Origin of the sequence: Curtobacterium sp. MCBD17_035, from assembly GCF_003234815.2 — a bacterium.
Taxonomy (GTDB): Bacteria; Actinomycetota; Actinomycetes; order Actinomycetales; family Microbacteriaceae; genus Curtobacterium.
The window spans coordinates 927,703-948,005 of the sequence record NZ_CP126279.1 but is presented as its reverse complement, the minus strand read 5'-3'; the positions used below and the strand labels follow the sequence as shown (position 1 = coordinate 948,005).

Here is a 20,303-nt window from a genome sequence, read left to right as displayed (position 1 = left end):
GATCACTCCCTGCCGGTCAGGCTCCAGGCGTCCTCGTCCGGATCGCTCTCGACCTCATCGTACCCACGGGTCATGTCGGCGACCGGGTCGTCGGACCCGCGGTACCCGGCGTCGCCCTCCGCGCCCTCGCGCGTCGGGGTGACCGGGGCGGCCGGCGCGGGGGGCTCCTCACCCCGGAGTCGCGCGAGGGTCTCGGGAAGCTGCTCGACCGTGATGAGGACGTCGCGGGCCTTCGAGCCCTCGCTCGGCCCGACGATCTCGCGTGACTCCATGAGGTCCATGAGCCGCCCCGCCTTGGCGAAGCCCACGCGGAGCTTCCGCTGGAGCATCGAGGTCGACCCGAACTGCGTCGAGACGACCTGCTCCACGGCCGCGAGGAGAAGCTCGAGGTCGTCACCGATGTCGGCGTCGATCTCCTTGCGCTCGACGACCGCCTGGACGTCCTGGCGGTACTCCGGGCGGGCCTGGCGGGTGACGTGCGCGACGACCTCGGCGATCTCGCTCTCCTGCACCCAGGCGCCCTGCACGCGGACGGCCTTCGACGACCCCATCGGCAGGAACAGTCCGTCGCCCTGGCCGATGAGCTTGTCGGCTCCCGGCTGGTCGAGGATGACCCGGGAGTCCGTCACGCTCGTCACCGCGAACGCGAGCCGCGACGGCACGTTCGCCTTGATGAGCCCCGTGACGACGTCCACCGAGGGACGCTGCGTCGCGAGGACGAGGTGGATTCCGGCCGCCCGGGCGAGCTGCGTGATGCGGACGATCGAGTCCTCGACGTCGCGCGGCGCGACGAGCATGAGGTCCGCGAGCTCGTCCACCACGACGAGGAGGTACGGGTACGGCTTGAGCTTCCGCTCGCTGCCGGCGGGCAGGACGATCTCGTCGTTCGACACGGCACGGTTGAAGTCGTCGACGTGCCGGAACCCGAACGACGCGAGGTCGTCGTACCGCATGTCCATCTCCTTCACGACCCACTGCAGCGCCTCGGCCGCCTTCTTCGGGTTCGTGATGATGGGGGTGATGAGGTGCGGGACACCGGCGTAGATCGAGAGCTCGACGCGCTTCGGGTCGACGAGGACCATGCGGACCTCGCTCGGCTTCGCGCGCATGAGGAGCGACGTGATCATCGAGTTGACGAAGCTCGACTTGCCGGACCCCGTGGAGCCGGCGACCAGGAGGTGCGGCATCTTCGCGAGGTTCGCCACGACGAAGCCGCCCTCGACGTCCTTGCCGACGCCGATGGTCATCGGGTGCTTCGACTTCGTGGCTGCGTTCGACCGCAGCACGTCGCCGAGCGAGACGATCTCGCGGTCCGAGTTCGGGATCTCGACGCCGATCGCGCTCTTGCCGGGGATCGGCGAGAGGATGCGGACCTCGTTCGAGGCGACCGCGTACGACAGGTTCTTGCTCAACGCCGTGACGCGCTCGACCTTGACCCCCGGGCCGAGTTCGATCTCGTACCGGGTGACCGTCGGGCCGCGCGAGAACCCCGTGACCTTGGCGTCGACCTTGAACTCGGTGAGGACGCCGGTGATCGCCGCGACCATCTCGTCGTTCGCGGTGCTGTGCGCCGTCGCGGGGGTGCCCGGGCTCAGCGTCGAGGCGGCGGGCAGGCGGTAGGGCGTGGCCGGAGCATCGTCGGCGGTCGTGTCGGGCAGGCCGTCCTGCTCGTCCTCGTCGAGGGGCAGCACGTCCGTGACGGGCTCGGCCACGGCGGGACGGATGACCTCGGTCGCGGCCTGGGCCTCGTCGTGGCGCACGCGGCCCGGCGCCTGCGCGTCGAACGCACGGAGGGCCTCCTCGGCGCGGTCGAGGTCCTCGGCGACGTCCTGTTCGAGCGAGTCGTTGAGGTTGACCGACACGGGTTCGGCCGGCGTCAGGTCGACGAGGCCCGCCGCGGCGCCCGAGCCCACCGCTCCCGCGACCCCGACCGGACCCGGGGCGACCGGCGCAGCCGCGGCGCCGCGGCCGGTGGCGGCCGCGGCGTCGGACGTCTCGGCGTGCGGGAGCACGGGGGTGTCGTAGGCGGGATCCTCCTCGCGCCCGGTCTTGTTGCGCCGCCACCACGGGAGCGCCCCGGGCTCGCCCTCGCCCGAGCCGTCGCCGCTGCCGCCGCCGTCGAGGTCCTCGAACGGGTCGAACGACGACGACGCCGAGGTGTTCCGGCCACGGCGCGGTGCCACGGGCGCGGGTGCGTCCGCGTCGATCGGAGCCGGCCCCGGCGTGCCGAACAGGTACGCGTAGAGCTCGTGCACGCGTCGACCGACGTGGTTCGGCGGCGTCTTCGTGATGATGAACAGCGAGAGCGCGATGAGCGCGACGGCCACGGGGGTGGCGATCCACGCGGTCGCGGCCGCGACGATCCAGCCGATCACCACCCAGCCGATGATCCCGCCCGCCTGTGCGAGCACGGGCATGCCGTCGGACGCCGGGGGCTGACCGCCGTAGATGTGACAGACGGAGGAGATGCCGATGACGAGCAACCCCAGGCCGATGCCGATGCGGGTGTTGTCGTGCACGGACGCGGGATGCCGGAACAACCACCCGGCGAACACGATCATGATGACCGGCAACGCGACCGCGAGCCGACCGAACAGACCACCGAACGTGTAGGCGTCCAGGGCCACCGCGACCGGGTTGGCGGGGTTGAGCCACTCGACCACGGCACCGGCGATCGCGAGCAGGAACAGCAGGAACGGGAAGCCGTCGCGTCGTTCGTCGTGCTCGAGCGACTCCTTGCCGAGCAGCCGGAACACCGCGCCGACACCGTGCGCTGCACCCGTCCAGGCGGTCACGAGGGGGTTCGGCCCGACGACCTCGACCGGTTGCGGGAGCTTCCGGGTGGTCGCCTGGGTCCGGGAGGTGGTGCCGCGGGCCCCCGTGCCGCCGGACCCGCGCGCGGGCGAGGACGCCCGCGACCCCGAGGACGCACGGGACCCCGAGGACGCGCGCGACGACGACTTGGTGCTCCCGGCCATGAGCGGAACCCTAACCCGAGCCGGGGACGTCCGGCGGGAGGCCCGCCGTGACGGGCCGCGCCCCCGCACCCGGTACCGTGGGGCCAGGAGCGACGAGGAGGACGACACGATGGTCACGGTCCGCCCCGACGCACCGATCCGTCGCCTCAAGGGCGCCTCGGTCGCCGAGACCCGGAGCGCGATCGTGGACCTCATCCGCTCGAGTGGCACCATCAGCCGCACGGAGCTCGCGGAGCGGTCCGGACTGACGAACGCGACGATCTCGAAGATCGTCCGGACCCTGCTCGACGACGGCCTCGTGTCCGAGGTCGGGTACGCGGAGTCGACCGGCGGCAAACGCGCCGTCCTGCTCGAGCTGAACAGCACCGCCGGCTACGCGGTCGGGGTCGCCCTGGACACCGCGCAGGACGTGTACGTCCTCGTCGACCTCAGCGGTCGCCCGATCGACGCACGGAGCGTCGCGGGGACCGGGACCGAGTCACCCGAGGCCGTCGTGGCCCGTGTCGCCCGGGACGTCGCCGTCATGCTCGCCGACCACGGGATCGACCGCGACACCGTGATCGGGATCGGCGTCGCCGGCGAGGGACGGCTCGACCTGCCCGGTCGGGTGCTCCGGTCCACCGACTCGTGGAGCGAGTGGGACGACTTCGCGCTCGGGCACGCGCTCACCGCGGCGACCGACCTGCCGGTCACGGTCGACAACGACGCGAACTGCGCCGCCCTCGGCGAGTTCTGGTCGGGCCGCGTGCCCTCCACGCGCGACTTCGCCACCGTCTACATGGCGACGGGCATCGGGTGCGGGCTGCTCGTCGGTGGCGACGTCCACCGGGGCGCGTCGTCGAACGCCGGGGAGATCGGGCACATGTCCCTGCGGTGGGACGGGCCGCCCTGCTGGTGTGGGTCCCGCGGCTGCCTCGAGGTCCTCGCCGCGCCCGCCGCCGTCGTCGCACGAGCCCGCACCGACGCGGCCCTCGTTGCGCGGCTCGGCATCGACACCACCACGGACGGCGACGACGCCCGGGCGGTGACGGCCGACGTCCGCGCGACCTTCGCACGCGTCGCGGCCGCGGCCGTACAGGGCGACACCGGCGCGCTCGCCCTCGTCGAGGAGTCCGCCGAGTACCTGGCGCGGGCGATCCTGAACCTCGTCAACCTGCTCGACCTCGACGAGGTCTACCTCGCGGGCCCGGGGTTCGCCACCGCCGGCGTGCGCTACCTGCGGGCGGTGCAGCGCGAGCTCCACGCGCACGCGGTGATGCGGGGGACGCATCCCGTGCACGTGGCGATGAGCGCCGTCGGCCGGGACGCCGCCGCGCTCGGCGCTGCCGCCGCCGTGCTCCACGCCCGGCTGACGCGGACCCGCGCCGGTCGCGGCTGACCCGGCGGCCCCGGCGGCCCCGGCGGACCCCGCGACTCCGCGACTCCGGCGCACCCGGCGGCGTCGGTCAGTCGAGCCGCACGACCCGCAGGTCCCGCCACCGCACGACCGCGCCTGGCCCCCATCGCTCGTCCCCGAGCGCGGGGTCGTTGTCGTGCACCTCGAGTGCGATGTGCCCCGCGCGACCGAGCAGGGCGCGGACGGCGGCGCGGTCGAACCGGTCCGGTGGGAGCGCCCCGGTGTCGCACTCGGCGACGAGGAGCCCGTTGACCCAGGTCGTCAGCACCGGCCACTCCCCCACGCACCGGATCCGGAGCTCGTTCCAGTCGTCCCATCGCCACGCGGCGAGGAACGCCTCGGCGCTGGCGGCGTGCGTCAGCAGGGCCCGCTTCTCCGGCGTCACCGGCTCGCGGCTCGTCACCGGGTCGTCCTCGGTCAGACCGACCGCTCGCCCGCCGGCGTCGCGGACGGCGTCGACGGCGAACCCGACGGCGTGGAACCCGCCGATCCCGTTGCCGTAGAACCCGCCGATGGAGCCGGACGGCCGGTGGTCGACGAGCACCTGGTACCCCTGCGACCCGAGCGCCGAGGCTCGGAGCATGATCCCGGTGTCCGCGGGCCAGTCCGGTCGCACCAGCACCGTCAGGTCGACGTCACCGAACACCTCGTCGCTGACCAGGTAGCCGCCGAGTCCGCGGCGCTCCTGGCCGCCCACGACGGCACCGTCGACCACGGACCACGCACCACCCGTGGCGAGGGCGTCGCGGACCGCGGGTGACGCGGGGTCCGGTGCCGGGCCTCCCGGCCGTGCGGCCACGGGCGTGCGCGGGACGGCGTGCCAGCCGTCGAGCGTGACGCCGTCGAAGAGCGCGGTCGCGACGAACGACGGCGCGGATCGGCCGGGAGGGCCGGCGACGTCACGCACGCGACGTCACCCAGGGCTCGTTCGAGATCGTCACCGCCGTGCCGGTGCCAGCGGCCTCCTCGATGGCGAGCCCGACGTGGTGGTCGTGCAGGCCCTCGGCGAGCGGGTAGGGGCCCGGGGCCTCGTCGCGGGTCCATGCGCCGGTGCGCGTCAGCAGCTCGGCGACGGCGAGGTCGTCGTCCATGAGGCGTCCGCCCTCGTACAGGTTCCGCCACACCGGGCGCCCGTCGAGGCTGATGTGCGTCGTGTCGAGCCCCTCGTAGTCCATGCCGTGGCCGGTCTGCGCCCGCTCGAACCGCGACGTCACCGGGGTCGTGGTGTCGAGCATGCGCACGAGGGTCTCGTCGTGGAGCTCGCCCGTCGACCCGCGGACCGCCAGGTGGTCCGGACGCACCGGGTTCCACCACTGGTTGTCCGTGAAGTCGTAGAGCCCCGTGCGGCCGTCCCCGAGGTCGAGCGTCGACAGGATCGTCCGGGCCGGCTTCGGCTCCGTGTCGTGCGTCCAGCCGTCCGGCGTGATCGGGTCGACCAGGGGCGCGGTCGAGGTCACGGACCGCACGGTCACCGGCCCCGGGGCGACGTCGAGGAACCCGCGGATCATCGACACCGCGTGGTACAGGTGCGTCGAGCTGACGTGCACGGAGGTCGGGACACCGACCGCGCCGTCCCGCACCGCTGCCAGCCGAGCGGCGTGGAGCGGCATGAGCAGGTACTGCTCGGCGACCTGGACGAGGTCCGCCGCGCCGACGTCGGCCCAGAGCGACCGCATGCCGTCGAGGTCCGGCGCCGGCGGCGTCTCGGTGAGCACGGGGACCCCGCGTCCGACGAGCTCGCGGACGAGCCCGGGCGTCACCGGCCACGGGACGCTCGGGACGACGAACTCGGGACGCTCCGCGGCCAGGAGGTCGTCGAGCGTCCGCCAGGTCGGGACGCCCCACCGGCGCTCGAGTTCCGCCCCGGCCTCGGCTCGACGCGTCACCACGCCGGTCACCCGGAACCGGTCGGGCAACAGCTGCGCCACCCGGAGGTAGACCTCGGTGCGCCACCCGTTGCCGACGAGCGCGTACCGGGTCGGTGCGACGGTCGGGAGGCGCTTGGTCGCGACCGCCGGGGTGCGCAGCGGTGGCTCAGCGGCGGCCGGGTCGGTGCGGTCCGTGTCGGTGGTGGTCATGCCTGGGCTCCTGACTGCTCGGTGGTGGTCGCGAGGGGGCCGCCGAGCACGCCGGCCAGCCAGCGGCCGCTCCGCTTGACGGTCCGCTGCTGGGTCGCGTAGTCGACGTGCACGATGCCGAAGCGGCGCGTGTACCCGAACGCCCACTCCCAGTTGTCGAGGAGGCTCCAGCAGAAGTACCCGCGGAGCGGGATCCCCTCGCGGACCGCGTCGGCGCACGCCGCGAGGTGCGCCTCGACGTACGCACGGCGCTCCTCGTCCTCGACGGCACCCGTCTCGTCGACCACGTCCTCGTAGGCCGCGCCGTTCTCGGTGACCGCGATCGGCAGCTCGGGCCGGAGCGCGTGGACCATGCGCAGGACGTCGACGAGGCCGTCCGGGTGGATCTCCCACCCCATCTGCGTGCGCGGTGCACCGGTGTCGACGGTCTCGACGAACTCGCTGCCCGGGTTCGCGCTCACCGCGCCGACGGCGCCACCGGCGTTGGTCGCCGCGCCGGTCCCGCCACCGGCCCGCACGGTGTGCCGGCTGTAGTAGTTGACGCCCACGAAGTCGACGTCCGCCGCGATCTCGGCGGCGTCGGACGCGGGGTTCGCCGCGAACCAGTCCTGCTCCCCGAGGTCACGGACGACGTCCTCCGGGTAGTGGCCGAGGAGCAGCGGCTCGAGGAACAGCCGGTTCTGGAGGCCGTCGATGCGTCGGGCGGCGTCGCGGTCGTCGGCCGAGTCGGTCGCCGACCGCACCGAGTAGAGGTTGAGCGTGACCCCGACCTGCGCGGTCGGCCGGGCGGCAGCACGGATGGCCGGGACGGCACGCCCGTGCCCGAGCATCAGGTGGTGGGCCGCGTGCGCGGCACGGGTCCCGAGCTGCTTGCCCGGCGCATGCACACCGGACGCGTACCCGAGGAACGCCGAGCACCACGGCTCGTTCAGGGTGATCCAGTGGTCGACGAGGTCACCGAGGCCCGCGACGACGAGACCCGCGTACTCCGCGAACCGGTCCGCCGTGTCCCGCTCGAGCCAGCCGCCCCGCGCCTCGAGCGCGCTCGGGAGGTCCCAGTGGTACAGCGTCGCCCACGGGGTGATGCCCCGCTCGAGCAGTGACTCCGCGAGGCGGCGGTAGTGGTCGAGCCCCGCCTGGTTCGCCGGCCCGGTGCCGTCCGCCTGGATGCGCGGCCACGCGACCGAGAACCGGTACGCGTCGACGCCGAGGTCCGCCATGATCGCGACGTCCTCGCGGTACCGGCGGAGGTGGTCGTCGGCCGGGTCGCCCGTCGAGCCGTCGGTGATCGCGCCGGGGACGCGGGCGAAGTCGTCCCAGATGCTCGGTCCGCGGCCGTCGACGTCGACCGACCCCTCGACCTGGTACGCGGCCGTGGCGGTGCCGATGACGAAGTCGTCGGGCAGATCGCTCCTGGTGAACGCCACGTCAGGCCTCCTTGTCCGGGGCGCACCAGTCGCTGCCCTCGTTCTCGGTCACGGCGATGAGGACCTCGTCGCGCTTCACCCCGGCACCCACCAGCTCGTCGACCACGCACCCGTACATGCGCTGCTTGTCCTCGGGACCGTAGATGCGGGCGAGCAGGATCTGCACGAAGAGGATGCCGTTGCGGTCCGCGTTCGGGAACGTCCGTGAGTACACGAGCTCCCCGGGCTCGTGGAGCCGGAAGACCTGGAACAGGTCGTCCTCGGGCATCGCGAGCCCGTCGACGAGTCCCTTGTGGATGGCGGCGCTGATGGCCTCGCGACGTGGTGCGAGGGCCGCGTGCATGTCGACGCGGACGAGGGGCATGGTCTCCTGCTTCCCGGGCCCGCGTCGGTGCGGGCCCATGTCGTGGTGCTCGGCGCCTCAGCGGGCGTCGAGCCAGTGCTCCGGAGCCGGCCGGAGGGCGGCGAGTTCCGCCCACAGGTCGTCCGGGAGGTCCGTGGTCGCGGCGTCGACGGTCGTCGCGATCCGCTCGGGTCGACTGAACCCGACGATCGTGCTCGCGACCGCCGGCTCCCGCACGGACGCGGCGAGCGCCGCCGTCGCGAGGTCGGTCCCGTACCGGTCGCAGACGTCGGCCATCGCGGTGATGGCGGCGCGAGTGGCCGGAGGCGCGGGGCGGTAGCCGTAGTCGGTCCGGCCACTCCGCGGTGCGGCGAGGATCCCCCCGCCGAACACGGCCGCGTTGACGACCGCGACGTCGGTCTCGGCCGCCCGGGCCACGAGCGACTCGGCGCTGCGGTCGACGAGCGTCAGGCGGTTGTGCACGAGGAGGACCTCGAACACCCCGAGGTCGAGGTACCGCCGCATGACGTGGACGTCCCCGCCCGCGAGGCCGATGTGCTCGACGACGCCCTCGTCCCGGAGGGCGACGAGCGTGTCGACCGCGCCACCCGGCGCCGTCATCGCGTCGAGGTCGTGGAACTCGGGGTCGTGGAGGTGCACGAGCGGCAGCCGGTCGATGCCGAGCCGCTCCTGGCTCTCGCGGACGGACGCGCGGACGCGGACGCCCGAGTAGTCGCCGTCCCGGGCGTCCACCTTCGTGACGACGAGCACGTCGTCCGGCAGGCCGCCGGCGCGCGCGATGCCGAGGCCGATGCGCCGTTCGCTCGCGCCGCCCGAGTACCCGTTCGCGGTGTCGATCGTCCGGATCGGGCTGTGGAGGACCTGGTCGACGAGGGCGACCGCGTCGTCCTCCTCGACGGGATGGCCGAAGTTCTCCGGCATGCTGCCGAGGGGTGCCGCGCCGAGGGTGACCGCGGAGACGGTGAGCCCGGTCCTCCCGAGGGGCCGCATCCAGCCGCCCGGGGTCGCATCGAGGTCGGGATCGATCGTGGTACCGAGGTCGACCATCAGCTCTTCACCGCCCCGAGGGTCATGCCCGCGACGAACTGTCGCTGCATCCAGACGTACACGAGCACGACCGGCACGATCGACAGCGTCAAGCCGGCCGCGAGCGACGGCCAGTCGGTCTGGTACTGCCCGATGAGGCTGAACAGGACCGGCTGGAGCGGGAGTGCCCGCGTGTTCTGCAGCACCGTGTTCGCGATGAGGAACTCGTTCCACGTCGACAGGAACTGGAAGATGACGACCGTCGCGACCCCGGGTCGGGCCAACGGCAGGATCACCCGCCAGAACACCGTGAACTCGCCGGCACCGTCGATCCGCGCGGCCTGGACGAGTTCGTCGGGCAGGGTCTCGAAGAAGGCCCGCATGAGGAACATGGCGAACGGTGCCGAACTGCTGATGTAGAGCACGAGCAGGCCGAACTGGCTGTTGAGCAGCCCGATGTTCTTGAGCTGCAGGTAGAGCGGGATGATGAGCGCCGTCGACGGCATCATCAGGGTCGACAGGAGCGCGACGTAGAGGACGTTCTTGAACGGGAACCGGAGCTTGGCGAAGGCGTACCCGGTCATCGAGGCGAACACGAGCACGCCCGCGACCGTCGCCGTGGTGATCCAGAGGCTGTTGAGGAAGTGCAGCCCGAAGTCCGTCGACGTCCACGCCGTGCCGTAGGCCCGCGTCGTGAGCATCGTCGGGAAGAACGGCCCGTTGAACACGGTGTTCTCCGGGCGGAGCGACGTCGCCAGCAGCCACAGCAGCGGGAACACCGTCACCGCGCAGATCGCCACGAGGATGATCGCCGCGACCGACCGGGCGTACGGGACCCGTCGGTGCCGCGGCGCCTGGTCGAGGCGGCGGACGTCGGTCCGGGACACCGGTTGCTTGATGGCGGTCATCGGGCGGCCCTCCTCGCGAGCACGATCTGGACGAGCACGGCGACGCCGCACAGGAGCATGACGACGACGCTGAAGGCACTGCCGTAGCCGAGTTGCGGCACGGACCCACCGGTGGACCCGAACGCGAGGCTGTACAGGTAGGTGCCGAACACCTCGGACTGGTGGCTCGGACCACCGCCGGTCATGACGAAGATGATGTCGAACACCTTGAAGCCGTTCATCAGGTTCAGGCTGATCACGATCGCCGTCACGATCCGGAGGCCCGGGATCGTCACGAACCGGAACTGCTGGAACCGGGACGCGCCGTCGACCTCGGCGGCCTCGTACAGCGAGGGGTCGATGCCCTGGATGCCGGCGAAGAAGATGAGCATGTTCATGCCGATTGCCATCCAGAGTGACACCGCGATGATCGCCGGCAGCACGAGCGACGGGGTCGACAGCCAGTTCGCCGCGAGACTGCCGAGCCCGAGCCCGCGGAGCGTCCGGTTGAGCGTGCCGATGTTCGGGTCGTAGATGAGCTTCCACAGCGCACCCGAGACGACGAACGACACCAGGCCGGGGACGAACAGGATCGTCCGGACCACGACGCTGAGGCCCTTCCACACGTTCGCGACGAGCACCGCGATCACGAGCGGGAATGCGGTCTGGAGGACCGTGGTCACGACCGCGTAGAGCACGGTCACGACGAACGCGTGGCGGGCGACCGGGTCGTTCGCCATGCGCGTGTAGTTGTCGAGTCCGATGAACTGCGGGATCCCGAAGCCGCTCCACCGCGTCAGCGACAGGTAGGCGGCGTAGAGGATCGGCCAGCCGACGAACGCCGCGAACAGCAGGACGGTCGGCGCGACGAAGGTGTACCCGGAGACCCACTCCCAGCGGCGGAGGCGAGCGGAGCCTCCCGCTCGTCCCCGGCCGCGGTTCCGGCCCGGGCCACCGCCCCGACCCGTGCCGCGGGGACCGCGCCCACGCTGGCCCATCTCGTCCGACCGTCCCGCCCGCTCCGGCCGGAGCACATTGGTGACGGCCATGTCAGCCCTTCGCGTTGAGGACGGCGGCCTGCATCTGCTTGGCGACCTCGGCCGGCGAGGCGGTCTGGTCGAAGATCTTGCCGAGGGGGTCACCGGCCGCGCTCGATCCCGCGCCGAACGGGATGTGCGGGCAGCCGTCGGGGAGCCACGACGTCATGAGCTTGATGTGCGGGTCGCTCACGCGGTCCGCGGCGCTCTTGGTCGACGGCATGCTCAGCGAGTCGTTCATGAGCTGCGAGTACTGGGCCGGCTCGTACATGAACTTGAGGAACTCGATCGCGGCGTCCTTGGCCTTGCTCGTCGCGGACACCGCCCAACCGGCTCCGGCCTGGTCGGCGGTCCAGTGTCGGGCCCCGCTCTTGATCGCCGGGGTCCGCATGATCTTGTACTTGTCGAGGAACGCCTTGGGGGCGTCCTGCGCGAGTGACTGCGGGATCCAGGACCCGGCGAACAGCATGGCCGCACCCCCCCGTGTAGAACAGCTGGGTGGCCTGGTCGCCCGACGTGCCCGTCGTGCCCTTCTGGAACACGCCCGCCTTGACGATCCGGTCGTTGAGCTGGAGCGCCTCGAGCACGGGCTTGTTCGTGTACGCGTAGCCCTTCTCGAGCTGGTCGAGCTTGAGATAGTACGTCGGGTCGTCGGTCACCTGGGTGATGAGCGGGAGGAAGAAGTCGAGCGCGCTCGTCGTCGGGTTCGCGCTGAACGCGACGGTGGACTTGCCCGTGGCGTCGATCTTCGCGGCGGCGGCGATGAGGTCGTCCCAGGTCTCCGGCTCCCCGTCCACCCCCGCGGCGCTCAGCATGTCCGGGTCGTAGAACAGGCCGAACGTCTGCGCCATGAACCCGAGCGCGTACTGCTTGCCGTTCTTCGTGTACTCCTGGTTGTTCGACGAGAAGAAGTCCTTGAAGAAGCCGGACCCGAGCTCCTTGCGCAGGTCCGCCGAGATCCCCTGTTCGCCGTAGGTGATGGCGCGGACGTGCGGGGCGAAGATCTCGGGCACGTCACCACCCGAGACGGCCGCGGTGAGCGCCGGGAGGTACTGGTCCGGCGTCCCGAAGATCCGGTTCTGGATCTTGATGTTCGGGTGCTTCTTCTCGAACGCGGCGATCACCTTGGGGAACACGTCCCGCTGGCCCGTGTACCAGCTCCACATGCGGACGGTCGTCGTGCCGCTCGACGAGGCGGAGGACCCCGAGGAGCAGGCCGCCAGCAGTTCCGCGAGGGCGACGCTCGCGACGCCGGCGCCGCCGTAGCGGAACAGGGTGCGCCTGCTGATGCCCCGGCCGATCGCCTCAGCAGCGGCGCGCGTGTCGGTGTCGTGCATGGTCTCTCCTTTGAGATAGCCGAACCGCTCCCGCTGCTCTGCGGGAGCCCGTGCGGACTTTCTATCCCAAAGTAACGAAGTCTGTCAACGGATTCGGACGACGACGAGGGCGGGGTCCGTCGGACCCCGCCCTCGTGCTGCCGCGGCTCGTGCCGCTGGCTCGTGCCGCCGCGCCTACGCCTCGATGACCACCGGCACGATCATCGGTCGCCGCCGGTGCTTCGTGTTCACCCAGCGCCCCACCGTGCGACGGACGGCCTGCGTGAACGCGTGCTGGTCACCCGCGCCGTTCGCCGCCGTGTCGGCGAGCGCCCGGACGATCTGCGGCCGGACCTCGTCGAACACGGAGTCGTCCTCGGCGAACCCGCGCGACTGGATCTCCGGGCCGACGATGCACTGGCCGGTGGTGAAGTCGACGGCGCAGAAGATCGAGATGAAGCCCTCTTCCGCCAGCACACGCCGGTCCTTGAGGTCCGCGTCCGTGATCTCGCCGACGGTCGACCCGTCCACGTAGACGTAGCCGAGGTCGAGTTGCCCGGCCACGCGGACCACGCCGTCCTTGAGGTCGACGACGGTGCCGTCCTCGCCGAGGATCACGTTGCGCGGCGGGACCCCCGTCTGGATCGCCAGATCGGCGCTCGCGTACAGGTGGCGGTGCTCACCGTGCACGGGCATGACGTTCCGCGGCCGCAGGATGTTGTAGCAGTACAGGAGCTCGCCCGCGGAGGCGTGGCCCGACACGTGCACCTTCGCGTTGCCCTTGTGGACGACCTTGGCGCCGAGCTTCGTCAGCCCGTCGATCACCCGGTAGACGGCGTTCTCGTTGCCGGGGATGAGGCTCGACGCGAGGATGACGGTGTCCCCCTCGCCGATCTCGATCTGGTGCTCGAGGTTCGCCATGCGCGCGAGCACGGCCATCGGCTCGCCCTGGGACCCCGTCGACATGTAGACGATGCGGTCGTCCGGCAGGTCCTTGGCCTTCTTGGCGTCGATGAGGACGTCGTCCGGCACCCGGAGGTACCCGAGCTCGGCCGCGATCGTCATGTTCCGGACCATCGACCGGCCCATGAACGCCACCCGGCGGTTGTTCGCCGCGGCGGCGTCGAGCACCTGCTGCACGCGGTGGACGTGGCTCGAGAAGCTCGCCACGACGACGCGGCGGCGTGCGCGGGCGATGACGCTCTCGAGCACCGGCCCGATGTCACGCTCGGGCGCGGTGAACCCCGGGACGTCCGCGTTCGTGGAGTCCGGCAGGAACAGATCGACCCCGGCTTCGCCGAGTCGGGCGAACGCGCGCAGGTCCGTGATGCGGTCGTCGAGCGGGAGCTGGTCCATCTTGAAGTCCCCGGTGTGGAGCACACGGCCCGCCGGAGTGGTGATGGCGACGGCGAGCGCGTCCGGGATGGAGTGGTTCACGGCCACGAACTCGAGGTGGAACGGGCCGAGCTGCTCGACCTGGTCCTCGCGCACCGTCAGCGTGTACGGCTTGATCCGGTGCTCCTTGAGCTTCGCCTCGACGAGCGCGAGCGTCAGGGTGGACCCGATGAGCGGGATGTCCTGCCGGAGCTTGAGCAGGTACGGCACGGCGCCGATGTGGTCCTCGTGCCCGTGCGTCAGGACCACGCCGAGGACGTCGTCGAGGCGATCGCGGATCGGGGTGAAGTCCGGCAGGATCAGGTCCACGCCGGGCTGGTGCTCCTCGGGGAACAGCACGCCAGCGTCGACGACGAGCAGCTTGCCGTCGAACTCGTACACGGTCATGTTGCGGCCGATCTCGCCGAGTCCCCCGACGGGGATCACGCGGAGGGTGCCGGGTTCGAGCGGCTGCGGCTCGGAGGTCTTCGTGGGCATCTGGTCCTGACGGGTGTGGGCGGCGCACCGGGTGCGCCGCGGGTGGTCAACGAGTGGTGCCTGGCACCTTGGGCAGCGCGCCGCCGGCCGCCGCGTTGCGGTCCGGGCGGAAGTTGGAGAAGTCGGCGCCGGGGATGTCGCGCACGAACTCGAGTTCGGCCTCGATGACGGCGGCCTCGGACTCCTCCGGGCCGACGAGCGGCAGGCGCACCCGCGGGCTCGCGATCCGACCGAGGCCGTGCAGGATGTACTTCGCCGCGACGGTGCCGGGCACGTGCGTCATGACGGCGCGGACCAGGGGCTCGAGCCGCTGGTGCTCGGCCGTCGCCGCCGCGAGGTCGCCCCGGTTCACCGCGTCGACGATCGTGCGGTACGGTGCCGCCGCGATGTTCGCCGTCACGCCGATCAGACCGGTCGCCCCGATCGCCAGGTGCGGCAGCACGTTGGCGTCGTCGCCCGAGAAGTACATGAGGTCGGTGTTGTTGAGCACCCGGCTGACCTCGCTGAAGGAGCCCTTGGCGTCCTTCACCGCGACGATGTTCGGGTGCTTCGAGGCACGGACGATCGTGTCGTACATGATCGGGACGCCGGTCCGGCCCGGGATGTCGTAGAGGATCACCGGCAGGTCGGTGGCGTCCGCGATCATCCGGAAATGCGTCAGGACGCCGGCCTGGGTCGGCTTGTTGTAGTAGGGCGTGACGATCATGACGCCGTCAGCGCCGGCGCGCTCGCTCTGCTTGTACAGCTGCATCGCGTGCGCGGTCTCGTTCGAGCCACCACCCGTGATGATCTTCGCGCGGCCCGCCGCGACCGACTTGCCGACCTCGACGAGCCGGAGCTTCTCGGGGTCCGTGAGCGTCGAGGTCTCGCCCGTGGTGCCGGTCACGACGATGCCGTCGGCACCCGCCGTGATGCAGTCGTCGATGTGCCGTTCGACGCCCGGCCAGTCCACCTCGCCGTCGGCGGTGAACGGCGTCACGAGCGCGACGAGGACCTGACCGAAGGGATTCTCACGCGAGGACACGCGAACCAGCGTACCGGCAGCGCTCATCCACCGGGACCAGCGGTCGGGAGGCCCGGACCGGCTCAGGCACGACGGCGCGACTCGACGAAGCGGTAGCGCAGACCCGTCCGCGACGTCAGCCACTCCGTCGCCGAGGGCGTGGCGGCGACCGTGTGCCAGTCGGGTCCGAGCTCGGGCGCCGTGGTGTCCCCGTCGACGTCGAGGTCGATCACGGTCTCGAGGACGCGGTCCGCTCGGGACAGCGCCGCCTCGTACACCTGCGCGCCGCCGATCACCCATGTGGGCCCGTCCGCGGCCACCGTGAGGGCGGTGTCGACGTCGTGGACGACCTCGGCGCCGTCCGCCGACCACGACCGGTCGCGGGTCAGCACGACGTTGCGGCGCCCGGGCAGTGGCCGGAACCGCGGCGGGAGCGAGTCCCATGTGCGCCGTCCCATGACCACGGTCGCCCCGTTCGTCACCCGGCGGAACTCGGCCTGGTCCTCCGGGAGGTGCCAGGGGATGTCCCCGTCGGCACCGATCACGCCGTCGCGCGAGCGCGCCCAGATGAGGCCGACCTCGCCCCGGGGCATCAGACGGCGACCGCGCCGCGGATCGTCGGGTGGTGCGCGTAGTCGACGAGCTCGAAGTCCTCGTACTCGTAGGCGTCGATGCCGTCGCGCGGGGCGATCCGGAGCTGCGGCGGCGCGTACGCGGTCCGCGCGAGCTGCTCGCGCACCTGCTCGACGTGGTTGTCGTAGATGTGGCAGTCGCCACCGGTCCACACGAAGTCGCCGACCTCGAGCCCGGTCTGCGCGGCCACCATGTGCGTCAGGAGCGCGTAGCTGGCGATGTTGAACGGGACACCGAGGAACATGTCGGCGCTCCGCTGGTACAGCTGGCACGAGAGCTTGCCGTCGACGACGTGGAACTGGAAGAACGCGTGGCACGGCGCGAGGGCCATCGACGGGATGTCGGCGACGTTCCACGCCGACACGATGAGCCGACGCGAATCCGGGTTCGTGCGGATCTGCTCGATGACCTCGGCGATCTGGTCGACGTGGTCGCCCGAAGGCGTGGGCCACGAGCGCCACTGCACGCCGTACACGGGACCGAGCTCGCCGTCCGCGTCGGCCCACTCGTTCCAGATCCGCACGCCGTGCTCCTGCAACCACCGCACGTTCGACTCGCCGCGGAGGAACCACAGCAGCTCGTACGCGACGGACTTGAAGTGGACGCGCTTGGTCGTGACCAGGGGGAACCCCTGCGCGAGGTCGAACCGCAGCTGCGCGCCGAACAGGCTCCGCGTGCCGGTGCCGGTGCGATCGCCCTTCGGCACGCCCTCGTCCAGCACCTTCCGGAGCAGGTCCTCGTACGGGGTGGCGACGGACGGGTCGGGCTGCTTGACGGAGGTCGGCGACGCGGTGTCGGTCATGGCTCCGAGCCTACGGGCGACCACCGTCCTCCGCGAGCGGCGGCAGGGCGACCGGCGGTAGGGCGAGCCAGCGGCGGCAGGGCGACCGGCGGTAGGCCGAGCGATCAGCGGCAGGGCGACCGGCGGGCGAGCGTGACCCGATCCGGCGGAGGCGCGTCGGGCCTCCCGGTCGCGCGTCGGTCGTCGTCGGTACGGTGGGGCGGTCGAAGGAGGACCCATGGCGGACGCCCCGCTCTCCGTGCTCGTGGCCGGCGCGTCCGGCTTCATCGGCACGCCGCTCGTGGCCGCCCTGCGCGCCGCGGGGCACCACGTGACGACGCTCGTGCGTCGCGAGCCGACGTCGCCGTACGAGTTCCGGTGGCAGCCCGGCGTCGCCGACCTCGACCCCGCGGTCGTCGACGGTGCCGACGTCGTGGTGAACCTGGCGGGCGCGAGCATCGCCCGGCTGCCGTGGACGGCCGCGCGACGACGCGCCGTCCGGTCCTCGCGCCTCGACGCGACCCGGACCCTCGTCACCGCGATGCAGCGCGCGGCGACGCCGCCCCACGCGTTCCTCAGCGGCTCCGCGTCCGGGTACTACGGCGACCGCCCCGCCGACCGGCTCATCGAGTCCGCCGACCCCGGCGCGGGGTTCCTCGCCGAGGTCTGCACCGCGTGGGAGGCCGCGGCCTCCGAGGCGCCCTCCACGACCCGGACGGTCCTGCTCCGCACCGGGCTCGTGCTCGGGCCGGACGGCGGCGCGCTCGCCCCCGTGCTGCCCCTCACCCGACTCGGACTCGGATCGCGGCTCGGTACCGGCGGCCAGTACTGGCCCTGGATCTCGCTCGAGGACGAGGTCGCCGCGATCGTGCACCTCTGCTCGTCCGAGGTCGCCGGGCCGGTGAACCTCGCCGGCCCCACACCGGCGCTCGCCGACCACGTCCTCCGGCGCGTCGCGCAGGACCTGCACCGACCGTACGCGCTCACGGTGCCCGAGACGGTCCTGCGCCTGGCGCTCCGCGACGCCGCGGACGAACTCCTGCTCGCGAGCCAGCTGCTCGTCCCGGCGGTGCTCCAGGCCGACGGCTACACGTTCCGGCACGCGACGGTGGAGCAGGCGGTCGACGCGCTGCTCGGCTGACACCCGGCCGCGGGCCGCGGACGGCACGCCGCGGGCCGGCAGGTCAGTGACCGGCCGACAGCCGGAGTGCCGTGCGCATCGCGTCGCGAGCGCGGCGCCGGTCGCCCGCGGCGTCGTACAGGACTCCGAGGCGGAACCACGCCCGCCAGTCCTCGGGCGCCGCCTGGACGGCGTCGCGGTAGCGCGCGAACAGCGCGTCGGCCGCCGCGCGGTCCGGGCGGCCCGACGGCCGGAGCGGGACGACGTCGTCGGGGGCGCCGCCCTCACGCTCGAGTCGGGTGGCGAGCCGTGTGACGCGGAAGCCGAACCGCAGCTCGAGCACGAGGAGCACGGCGCCGATCGCGGCCACGACGAGCAACGCGACCCCGATCCCGACACCGATGCCGAGCCCGGTCGCGATGAACGCCACCGCGCGCTGACCGACGAGCACGAGGTACAGGACGAGGAGCGCGGCGATGAGCGCGACGCCGGCGAAGCGCGAGCGCACGTCAGGCGATGCCGAGGACGCTGTCGAGCCCGACCGTCAGCCCCCGGAGGGAGGGCACGGCACGGAGCGCGGCGCGGACACCCGGCGTGTAGGCGACATCGTCCGTCGTGTCGTGCCGGATCGTCAGGGTCTCGCCGACGCCGCTGAGCACGACGTCCTGCTGGGCCCGGACGCCCGGTAGCCGGAGGCTGTGCACCGGCACGCTCGCTACCTGCTGTCCCCGCGCGCGCTGGTCCACGTGCGGCGCCGCGACCGGCCCCACGTCGCGCCGGGCCTCGGCGATGCGTTCCGCGGTCCGGACGGCCGTCCCCGACGGCGAGTCGACCTTCGCCGCGTGGTGGGCCTCGACGATCTCGACCGCGTCGAACCAAGGCGCCGCGATCGTCGCGAGGTGCGTCGCGAGCACGGAGCCGATCGAGAAGTTCGGGACCACCATCGCCCCCTGCTCCGGCCGGTCCCCGAGCACGGCGCGGAGGTGGGCTAGCCGGTCCGCGGACCACCCCGAGGTGCCGACGAGGACGTTGGCACCGCTCGCGAGCGCGGCGTCGACGATCGCCGGGCTCCGCGCCGGCACCGTGACGTCGACCACGACGCGAGCGCCGGCGAAGACGTCCGGGCCGGCGTCCTCCACGTGGTCCCCCGACCCGAGCGAGGCGACGAGGTCGAACCCGTCGAGCGCCTCCACGACCGAGACGACGAGGCGACCGAGGCGACCGGATGCACCGACCACGGCGACGGGGATGCTCATGGGCCCATCCAACCATCCCCGGTCCGCCCGTAGGATCGGGAGGTGGTCTCCGTGCGCGCCGTCCCCGCCGATCTGCCCGAGGTCGACGTCCTGCTCGACCACTACCTCGACGAGCGGGCCGCGACGTTCCCCGTCGCGCAGGGGTCGTACCGACGCAAGCGGACCGACCCGCGCGAGTTCGTCCCGCCGCACGGCACCTTCGTGGTCGCACACGACGGCGAGGACGCCGTCGGCTGCGGCGGCCTCCGGCGCATCGACGACGACGACGAGGACGTCCGGTTCGAGGTCAAACACGTGTTCGTCGAGCCCGCCGCGCGAGGGGCGGGGGTCGCGACCGCGATCATGGACGCGCTCGAGCGCGCTGCCGTCGACCTCGGCGCCACGAGCGTCGTCCTCGACACGAACGACAGTCTCGTCGCCGCCGGCGCCATGTACCGCGGCCGCGGGTACGAGCGGATCGCGCCGTACAACGACAACCCGAACGCGACCGCCTGGTACCGGCGGCGGGTCGGCTGACCGTCAGAGCGGCTGCGGGACCGGGAGGCCCGTCCGCAGTTCGACGGGCAGGTGCGCCGTGTCGTTCAGGGTCACCAGCTCCGGCGGCTTCGCCGACCGGACGCGGACGATGGTGAGCGCGGTGTGGGCGACGCTCGTCCCCATCCAGCGCCAGTCCGGCGCCTGGAACACCTCGCGCACGAACCAGGCGATCACCGCGTTGTGGGTGATGAGGAGGTCGTGGCGGTCCTCGATGGAGGGCGTGAACCACTCGGCGACGGCGTCACCCATCTGGGCCTGGCCGGCCGCGATCTCCTCTTCCGTCACGCCGCCGAAGAAGCTCCGGTAGGCGTGCGGCATCTCGGACGTCGGGCCCGAGGGCACGCAGTCGAACAGGAGCGTCGATGCCTCGGGCCCGATCGCCGGGAGCCGTTCACGCATGATCCTGGCGGTCTCGGCCGGCGCTTCGAGCGGCGAGTGGCAGACGGAGTCGAACGGGACCCCGCCGAGACGGTCCGCGATGAGCGTCGCCTGCCGCTTGCCACGCTCGGAGAGCTTGCCGTCGCGCAGGCCGTGCTCGGCGTCCTGGTGTTCCCCGTGCCGGACGAGGTAGAGGTAGTGCGACATGCCGGAC

At 72.2% G+C, this 20,303-nt stretch carries 19 protein-coding genes and 2 pseudogenes; 3 read left to right on the top strand and 18 right to left on the bottom strand.

The annotated features are described in order from the left end of the window. Positions 1-2: 2 nt before the first annotated feature. Positions 3-2,978 (bottom strand): FtsK/SpoIIIE family DNA translocase, encoded by a 2,976-nt coding sequence (locus DEI93_RS04565; protein ID WP_111120411.1) that lies wholly within the window; start codon positions 2,976-2,978, stop codon positions 3-5. A gap of 109 nt (positions 2,979-3,087) precedes the next feature. Here DEI93_RS04565 and DEI93_RS04560 point away from each other — a divergent pair, with 109 nt between their 5' ends. Then, positions 3,088-4,356 carry an ROK family transcriptional regulator gene (locus DEI93_RS04560; RefSeq protein ID WP_111120412.1) on the top strand — a complete coding sequence of 423 codons (1,269 nt, stop codon included), beginning with the start codon at positions 3,088-3,090 and terminating at the stop codon, positions 4,354-4,356. 67 nt (positions 4,357-4,423) lie between these two features. Here DEI93_RS04560 and DEI93_RS04555 read toward each other — a convergent pair whose 3' ends face one another. The 14 genes and pseudogenes from DEI93_RS04555 to DEI93_RS04495 form a co-directional block, all read right to left on the bottom strand. Continuing rightward, positions 4,424-5,281: a 3-keto-disaccharide hydrolase gene (locus DEI93_RS04555; RefSeq protein WP_111120413.1), complete on the bottom strand. Its 858-nt coding sequence runs from the start codon at positions 5,279-5,281 to the stop codon at positions 4,424-4,426. After that, on the bottom strand, positions 5,274-6,452 hold the full coding sequence (locus tag DEI93_RS04550; protein WP_111120414.1) for a Gfo/Idh/MocA family protein: 1,179 nt from the start codon (positions 6,450-6,452) through the stop codon (positions 5,274-5,276). Before DEI93_RS04550 ends, DEI93_RS04555 begins: the two co-directional genes overlap by 8 nt. Further along, a complete protein-coding gene (locus tag DEI93_RS04545; RefSeq protein WP_111026889.1) occupies positions 6,449-7,879 on the bottom strand; it encodes a GH1 family beta-glucosidase in 1,431 nt (476 codons plus the stop codon). Before DEI93_RS04545 ends, DEI93_RS04550 begins: the two co-directional genes overlap by 4 nt. A gap of 1 nt (position 7,880) precedes the next feature. Beyond that, positions 7,881-8,243 (bottom strand): tautomerase family protein, encoded by a 363-nt coding sequence (locus DEI93_RS04540; protein ID WP_111120415.1) that lies wholly within the window; start codon positions 8,241-8,243, stop codon positions 7,881-7,883. Positions 8,244-8,300: 57 nt separating this feature from the next. Beyond that, positions 8,301-9,290 carry an aldo/keto reductase gene (locus tag DEI93_RS04535; RefSeq protein ID WP_181436110.1) on the bottom strand — a complete coding sequence of 330 codons (990 nt, stop codon included), beginning with the start codon at positions 9,288-9,290 and terminating at the stop codon, positions 8,301-8,303. Further along, complete coding sequence (locus DEI93_RS04530) at positions 9,290-10,177, bottom strand: carbohydrate ABC transporter permease (protein ID WP_111011110.1); 888 nt, start codon at positions 10,175-10,177, stop codon at positions 9,290-9,292. Before DEI93_RS04530 ends, DEI93_RS04535 begins: the two co-directional genes overlap by 1 nt. Continuing rightward, positions 10,174-11,205 carry a carbohydrate ABC transporter permease gene (locus tag DEI93_RS04525; protein ID WP_111120416.1) on the bottom strand — a complete coding sequence of 344 codons (1,032 nt, stop codon included), beginning with the start codon at positions 11,203-11,205 and terminating at the stop codon, positions 10,174-10,176. The genes DEI93_RS04530 and DEI93_RS04525 overlap by 4 nt, the downstream gene beginning before the upstream one ends. A gap of 1 nt (position 11,206) precedes the next feature. Beyond that, positions 11,207-11,362 (bottom strand): hypothetical protein, encoded by a 156-nt coding sequence (locus tag DEI93_RS04520; RefSeq protein WP_181436112.1) that lies wholly within the window; start codon positions 11,360-11,362, stop codon positions 11,207-11,209. Between the two features lie 84 nt (positions 11,363-11,446). Continuing rightward, positions 11,447-11,662, bottom strand: a pseudogene (locus DEI93_RS16455) (extracellular solute-binding protein); the annotation flags it as partial. Positions 11,663-11,690: 28 nt separating this feature from the next. Next, positions 11,691-12,359: pseudogene (locus DEI93_RS16450) on the bottom strand (ABC transporter substrate-binding protein); the annotation flags it as partial. 345 nt (positions 12,360-12,704) lie between these two features. Then, a complete protein-coding gene (locus DEI93_RS04510; RefSeq protein ID WP_111011107.1) occupies positions 12,705-14,381 on the bottom strand; it encodes a ribonuclease J in 1,677 nt (558 codons plus the stop codon). Between the two features lie 46 nt (positions 14,382-14,427). Continuing rightward, positions 14,428-15,432, bottom strand: a complete 1,005-nt coding sequence (dapA, locus tag DEI93_RS04505) for a 4-hydroxy-tetrahydrodipicolinate synthase (protein WP_375334634.1) — start codon at positions 15,430-15,432, stop codon at positions 14,428-14,430. A gap of 35 nt (positions 15,433-15,467) precedes the next feature. Continuing rightward, entirely contained in the window at positions 15,468-15,977 is a 510-nt protein-coding gene (locus DEI93_RS04500) for a dihydrofolate reductase (RefSeq protein WP_111011105.1), read from the bottom strand. After that, complete coding sequence (locus DEI93_RS04495) at positions 15,977-16,819, bottom strand: thymidylate synthase (protein WP_111011104.1); 843 nt, start codon at positions 16,817-16,819, stop codon at positions 15,977-15,979. Before DEI93_RS04495 ends, DEI93_RS04500 begins: the two co-directional genes overlap by 1 nt. Positions 16,820-17,036: 217 nt before the next feature. On the opposite strand from DEI93_RS04495, the gene DEI93_RS04490 reads away from it, so the two are divergent. Beyond that, entirely contained in the window at positions 17,037-17,939 is a 903-nt protein-coding gene (locus DEI93_RS04490) for a TIGR01777 family oxidoreductase (RefSeq protein ID WP_111120418.1), read from the top strand. A gap of 43 nt (positions 17,940-17,982) precedes the next feature. Here DEI93_RS04490 and DEI93_RS04485 read toward each other — a convergent pair whose 3' ends face one another. Both DEI93_RS04485 and dapB read right to left on the bottom strand, forming a co-directional pair. Further along, positions 17,983-18,426, bottom strand: a complete 444-nt coding sequence (locus DEI93_RS04485; RefSeq protein WP_111011102.1) for a hypothetical protein — start codon at positions 18,424-18,426, stop codon at positions 17,983-17,985. Between the two features lies 1 nt (position 18,427). Next, positions 18,428-19,174, bottom strand: coding sequence for a 4-hydroxy-tetrahydrodipicolinate reductase (dapB, locus tag DEI93_RS04480; RefSeq protein ID WP_111011101.1), 747 nt, complete (start codon positions 19,172-19,174; stop codon positions 18,428-18,430). A gap of 42 nt (positions 19,175-19,216) precedes the next feature. Between dapB and DEI93_RS04475 the strand changes: the two genes are divergently transcribed. After that, on the top strand, positions 19,217-19,690 hold the full coding sequence (locus tag DEI93_RS04475; RefSeq protein WP_111037296.1) for a GNAT family N-acetyltransferase: 474 nt from the start codon (positions 19,217-19,219) through the stop codon (positions 19,688-19,690). Positions 19,691-19,693: 3 nt separating this feature from the next. On the opposite strand, the gene DEI93_RS04470 is transcribed toward DEI93_RS04475, so the two are convergent. Then, positions 19,694-20,296 carry a histidine phosphatase family protein gene (locus DEI93_RS04470; protein WP_111120419.1) on the bottom strand — a complete coding sequence of 201 codons (603 nt, stop codon included), beginning with the start codon at positions 20,294-20,296 and terminating at the stop codon, positions 19,694-19,696. Between the last annotated feature and the right edge of the window lie 7 nt (positions 20,297-20,303).